3 protein-coding genes are annotated in these 5,180 nt (G+C 68.6%); all 3 read left to right on the top strand.

The window, feature by feature from the left end; translation table 11 throughout:
- Nucleotides 1–780, top strand: a 780-nt coding sequence (locus ACQY7V_RS06025) for a response regulator transcription factor (RefSeq protein ID WP_428639348.1), incomplete at its 5' end; no start/stop codon positions are given.
- Nucleotides 781–782: 2 nt separating this feature from the next.
- Complete coding sequence (locus ACQY7V_RS06030; RefSeq protein ID WP_320836067.1) at nucleotides 783–3,224, top strand: hypothetical protein; 2,442 nt, start codon at nucleotides 783–785, stop codon at nucleotides 3,222–3,224.
- On the top strand, nucleotides 3,218–4,825 hold the full coding sequence (locus ACQY7V_RS06035; protein WP_303772907.1) for a hypothetical protein: 1,608 nt from the start codon (nucleotides 3,218–3,220) through the stop codon (nucleotides 4,823–4,825). The genes ACQY7V_RS06030 and ACQY7V_RS06035 overlap by 7 nt, the downstream gene beginning before the upstream one ends.
- The last annotated feature ends 355 nt before the right edge of the window (nucleotides 4,826–5,180 follow it).

Here is a 5,180-nt window from a genome sequence, read left to right on the forward strand (position 1 = left end):
GCGCTCCGCAGCGCGACCATGCCCGCACTGACGGGCGCCCGTGCGCAGCGGGGCCGCCGCCCCTTCTCAAGGAGGACGAGGATGCCCGAGAACGAGAGGCCGAAATACTCGGTCCTTGTCGTCGAAGACCAGATGCTCCTCCTCGACGCCCTCGTGAAGACCATCAACGCCCACGAAGACCTCGAAGTCATCGGCGGCATCGTCTCCGCTCTCGACGCCGTCGAGGCCTGCGCCCGCCTCAGGCCCGACCTGCTCCTCATGGACATCTGCACCGACGGCGGTGCCTCCGGACTCGCCGCTTGCAAAGAAGTCGTGCGGACCGTCCCCTCGACGCGCGTCGTCCTCATGACGGCCATGCCCGACCTGACATTCCCCGAGGAGGCGCGCAAAGCGGGCGCCGTCTCCTTCATCTACAAGGACGTCTCCTCACAGGAACTCACCTCCGTCCTCAAGGCGAGCGCGGAGGGATACTCCACCTATCCGGCCAGGCCCTCCATCCCCTTCCTCGGCTACAACGAACTCACCGAACGGGAGATCGCGGTCCTGAGGCAGACCTGCGCGGGCAGGACCCGAGCGGAGATCGCGGACCTGTTCGGGCTCTCTGAGAACACGATCAAGACGAACATCTCCTCGATCCTGACGAAGACCGGATTCCGTTCGATCACGCGCCTCGCCCTCTACGCCATGTCCTCCGGGTACATCGTCGTCGATGAAGCCGAGAGCGCATTCGGGCGCGCCTCCGGAGGCGAAGTGCACCAAGGGCGCGTCCAGGGGGCCTGACCGTGCGCCCCTGGCAACGAGTGCTCCTCGCCCTCGTCCTCGCATGCTCGCTCATCCTCCCGCCGCTCTTCGCGCCGAAGACGCCGCCGGGAACGATCGCAGTGCCACGGGAGGCCCCCGCGCTCCTCGCGCAGGCCCTCGAAGAGGCCAGCGGGCGCGAACTGCTGAGCATCGACCACCGGCGCATTCTCGAGAAGACCCTCGCCGAGGACACCGCCATCCTCATCGACGCCCCCACCCTTGAGTCCCTCCGGGCCTCGGGCCCCGCCCTGCGATTCGAGCCCCTCGCCCTCACCCGGCCCGTTGTCCTCACGCTCGGGCAGTGCGACGCCTCCAGCACCGAGCGACTCGCCGCCTCGCCGTGCCGGATCGGCATCGCCCACGGTGATCGCGGCCTCTCGCTCGCCGCACTCGTGTCGCTCCTGGCGCCCCCGGGCGCCGACCCCGGAGACTCCGAAACTGCCCTCGAGGTCCTGCGCGACTTCGCCGCGCGGGAAGCTCCGACGGATATGGGCGGGTACTCGGATCTTGAGAAGCTCCTCGCCCCCGGGGTGCGCGACGCGATCCTCATCCTCCCCCTGGAATGGGCGCTCCTCCTCCGCAGGGACCATCCTGAGAGCACCTGGGCCGAGATACCCGGGCCGAGGCGCACCTGCCTCATCGGCGTCGCCTCCCGCAAGGAATCCGCCCTCGATCGCGCCGCTCTGGCTTCAGCCCTGCCCGAGGCGGCTGAGGCGCTCGACGAAGCCGGAGCCCTCGGCGGCCCCGCCCCCGGGGGCTCGACAGCGCTCGATGCACAGCCCTTCCGGGTTGAGGAGCTCCACGCCGCCGATGCGGCTGCCGAGGCCTTCGCAGCGGACCGCCCGACGACCCGCTCGAGCCCCCTCTCCAGCGGGCACGTCCTCTACACGCTCGCCCTCCTCGGAGTCATCGCCTGGGGGGCCAGCCTCTATTGGCGCGTCGCGGTGCCCCGCCTCCGAGGCCTCCTCGTCCTCCAGTCCGTCCTCCTCGCCCAATATGCCCTGCTCCGCCTCCTCAGGCTCTCGGCGCCCGCCGAGGCCGAGGTCGTCGTCTGGATCCTCTACTACGTGCCCCTGCTCACCATGCCGACCGCGATGCTCGCCTTCGCAGTCGAAGCGGATGAGACCATCGCGGTGCCGCTGCGACGGCGGGTCGAGTGGGTTTCCATCATCGTGTCCCTCGCCTTCCTCGTCCTCGTCTCGACGACCACACTCCACGGACTCGTCTTCGACTTCCCCGACGGCTTCTCACGCGGAGACCCCTACACCATCGGCGTCGGCCGCACTCTGATCTTCGGCTGGATCATCGCGGAATCCTTGCTCACGTGGGTGCTCCTCGTCCGCATCGCCCGCCGGGGAGGCGGCCGTGCGGCGCTCGGAATCGAGTTTGTCCTCCTCGTCGTTCTCAGCGTCCTCACGCCGGGGGAACGCTGGAGCACTCAGGCCCGGGACATCGAGTCGGCGCTCATCCTCATCATCGCGGTCGTCACCTTCTGCGAGATCACCGTCAGAACGGGCTTCATCCCCACGGCCCGCAAGTATCGCGAGGGATTCGTCCACTTCGGCCTCCCCGCGCGCATTGAAGACTCCGACGGGCGCATCCTCGCCAGGACCCGCTCCCTCGAGGCCCTGGCGGATGCGCCGAGGAGATCCGTCTCGGAGGGCGCATTGGCCGTTCCCGGCGGCCGCCTCGTCTGGGAGATCGACGTGTCCGAGCTCGAGTCCTTGCGAGAACGCCTCTCCGCGACTCGGGCCAGACTCGTCCGTTCCCGCGAAATGATCGCCCGCCAGGCCGACATCGAAGGCCTCGAGGGCGAGCTCGCGCACAGGAATCGGGTCCTCAACGCCTACGATCGCCTCTCCGAACCCGCCCTCGCGCGCATCAACGCCCTCGGCGAGGAACTCCCGACGACGCCGAACGCCCGACGGGCCCAGATCCTCCGCCTCCTCGCCGTCGATCTGGCCTATGTGAAGTACACCGGCGCGCTCCTCCTCGGCTCCTCCTACACGAACGGGAACCCGCACTCCGATGAGGACTGGAACCGCGCCGCGGATCTCCTGCGCGCCTTCTCGCGCTTCATCGCGGCGGCCTCCACTCAGACGCACCTCGCCGCGCTCGTGCCCCTCGCCTCCCCCGATGAAGCCATGATCCCCGCCGACGAGGGGCTGCGTGCGCTGAGGATCCTCCGGGAGGTCCTCATCGAACACGCGGAGCACGACGGAGCGGAACTCCTCGTCCACTTCGCCGAGCGGGACGGACGGGGCGAGCTCACCGCTCTCCTCGAGGCCATCGGGGACATCGATGCGGAGATCGCCGATCGCCTCCTCGCCCTCGATCCCGACTGCGGCATCGACATCGAGGGTGAAGCCCTGCACCTCCGCTTCGCCTTCGGGTGCGCGCGAACAGGAGGCGAAGCGTGCTGAGCCTCGCATTCCTCGGCCATGCGGCCTGGAGCATCATCGAGATCGCGGCCTTCGCCTCCGCGGCGAGCGCGATCCTCATCGGCGTGATCGTCATCCTGCGGCGGCATTGGCTCAATCTCCTCGTCCCCGCCGTCCTGCTCGTCCTCCATGTGATCCTGGGCGTGACGATCGCCTTCGCCCACGACTCCCTCAACTGGGGGAGCCCCTTCGCTCCCCATCAGCAGATCCGCCGCTTCGCCTGGATCGGACTGCTCCCCCTCATCGCCGACTGCCTCCTCTTCGCCTCGCTCGGCCCGCTCAAGCGCCGCACGGGCGCGGGGGCCCGGCGCTTTCTCGCCCTCGTCGCGCACTGCCTTCCGGGTGCGAGGAGCGGTCAGATGCGCGTCCGCTGCGCTCTCGACCTCTCCATCGTCGCGGGCGCGCTCCTCATCGCGGGTCTCAATGAGGATCTGAGCACGGGGATCCCCCGGACGGATCCGAAGCTCGCCTGCATCCTGATCCTCGTCGGAATCCTCCTACTCGCGGCGATCACAGTCCTCATCTTCCTCCACGAGACCGCGTCCTTCTGGCGCGAACCGGGCGGACTCACCATGAAGATCGCCTTCGAACGATTCCCGGGCGCGATCGCCATAGGTTCCGCATCGGGAGCGCCGCTGCTCCTCAACGACGAGATGAACCGCGTCCTTGCGGCCCGGGGGCTGAATGCGCACACGCCGATCGACCAGATCTGGCGGGAACTGGCTGAGAACTCGACCAAAGACGGTCTTGCGATCAGGATCCTGCGTTCCGGCTCGCCCGGAATCCGCGGCCAGGAGGAGAAGGGTTCCTCCGATACGGGACCGATCCTCCTGCGCCACGGGTGCCGGGCCTGGCTCATGAGGAGGATGAGCATGGAGCACGGGATCATCCACCTGCGCGAGCAGATCTGGGGACAGGATGTGACCGAGCACGTCGACCTCATCGAACGCCTTGAGAAGGAGAACACCGCCCTCGCCGAATCGATGCAGCATCTGCAGGCATCGCTCAGGCGCATCAACGCGCTCATGGAGAAGCAGGACATCCTCGGTGCGCGGTTGAGGATCCACGACGTCCTCGCGCAAAGGCTCACCTTCGTCCGTTGCTTCCTCGAGGACGGCGTGTCCGAGCCGTCGCGCACCCGGGCGTTGTCCGACATGCTCGTGACTCTCGACGAGGACCTGCGCGCCGACTCCGCCGACGTGAGCGCGCAGCGCCTCCAGGCGATCGCATCCGGGTGCGCGCTCATGGGGTGCGAGCTCGTCATACGGGGCTCTCTTCCCGGCGCCCCTCAGGTCGCAGAGGTTATGATCGCCGTGCTGTCCCAGGCGACGACGAACGCGGTCCTCCACGCCGACGCACAGCGCATCGATGCCCTCTTCGATGAAGGGCCCTTCACCTGGTCGTTGAGAATCCGCAACCCCCTGGCGGAGAAGGTCGACGTGGTCGAGCGGACGGGGCTTTCGGGAATGCGCTCGCGGGTGGAAGCCCTCGGCGGAAGCATGAGGGTGTCCGCGGACAGTCACTTCCTGATCCGCGTCCTCATTCCGAAGGACGCGCGACTTCAAGGCGAGTCGAGCGAGTGAGGCCTCCGGCTCTTCGGCGAAGGGCGATGGACGCGGCGGGACTGCGGGAAAACCGGGGCGGCGGCGGGAATACCGTGGCTGCGGGAACGCCGAGGGCGGTGGTGGGAACGCCGAGGGCGGCGGACGAGGCCAGAGGCGGGAACGACGAGGGCGGCGGACGAGGCCGAACTCATCCACCGCCCCCGACGGGAGAACGTGAAGGGATCACGCCCCGCGTTCACATCCCCGGATATGCGCCCGGTTGCTGGGGGTACGCCCCGGGCTGGGTGAAGCCGGGCTGCTGGGGGTACGCCCCGGGCTGGGTGAAGCCGGGCTGCTGGGGGTACGCCCCGGGCTGGGTGAAGCCCGGCGGCTG

It is taken from the genome of Schaalia sp. (assembly GCF_050312375.1).
Taxonomy (GTDB): Bacteria; Actinomycetota; Actinomycetes; order Actinomycetales; family Actinomycetaceae; genus Pauljensenia; species Pauljensenia hyovaginalis.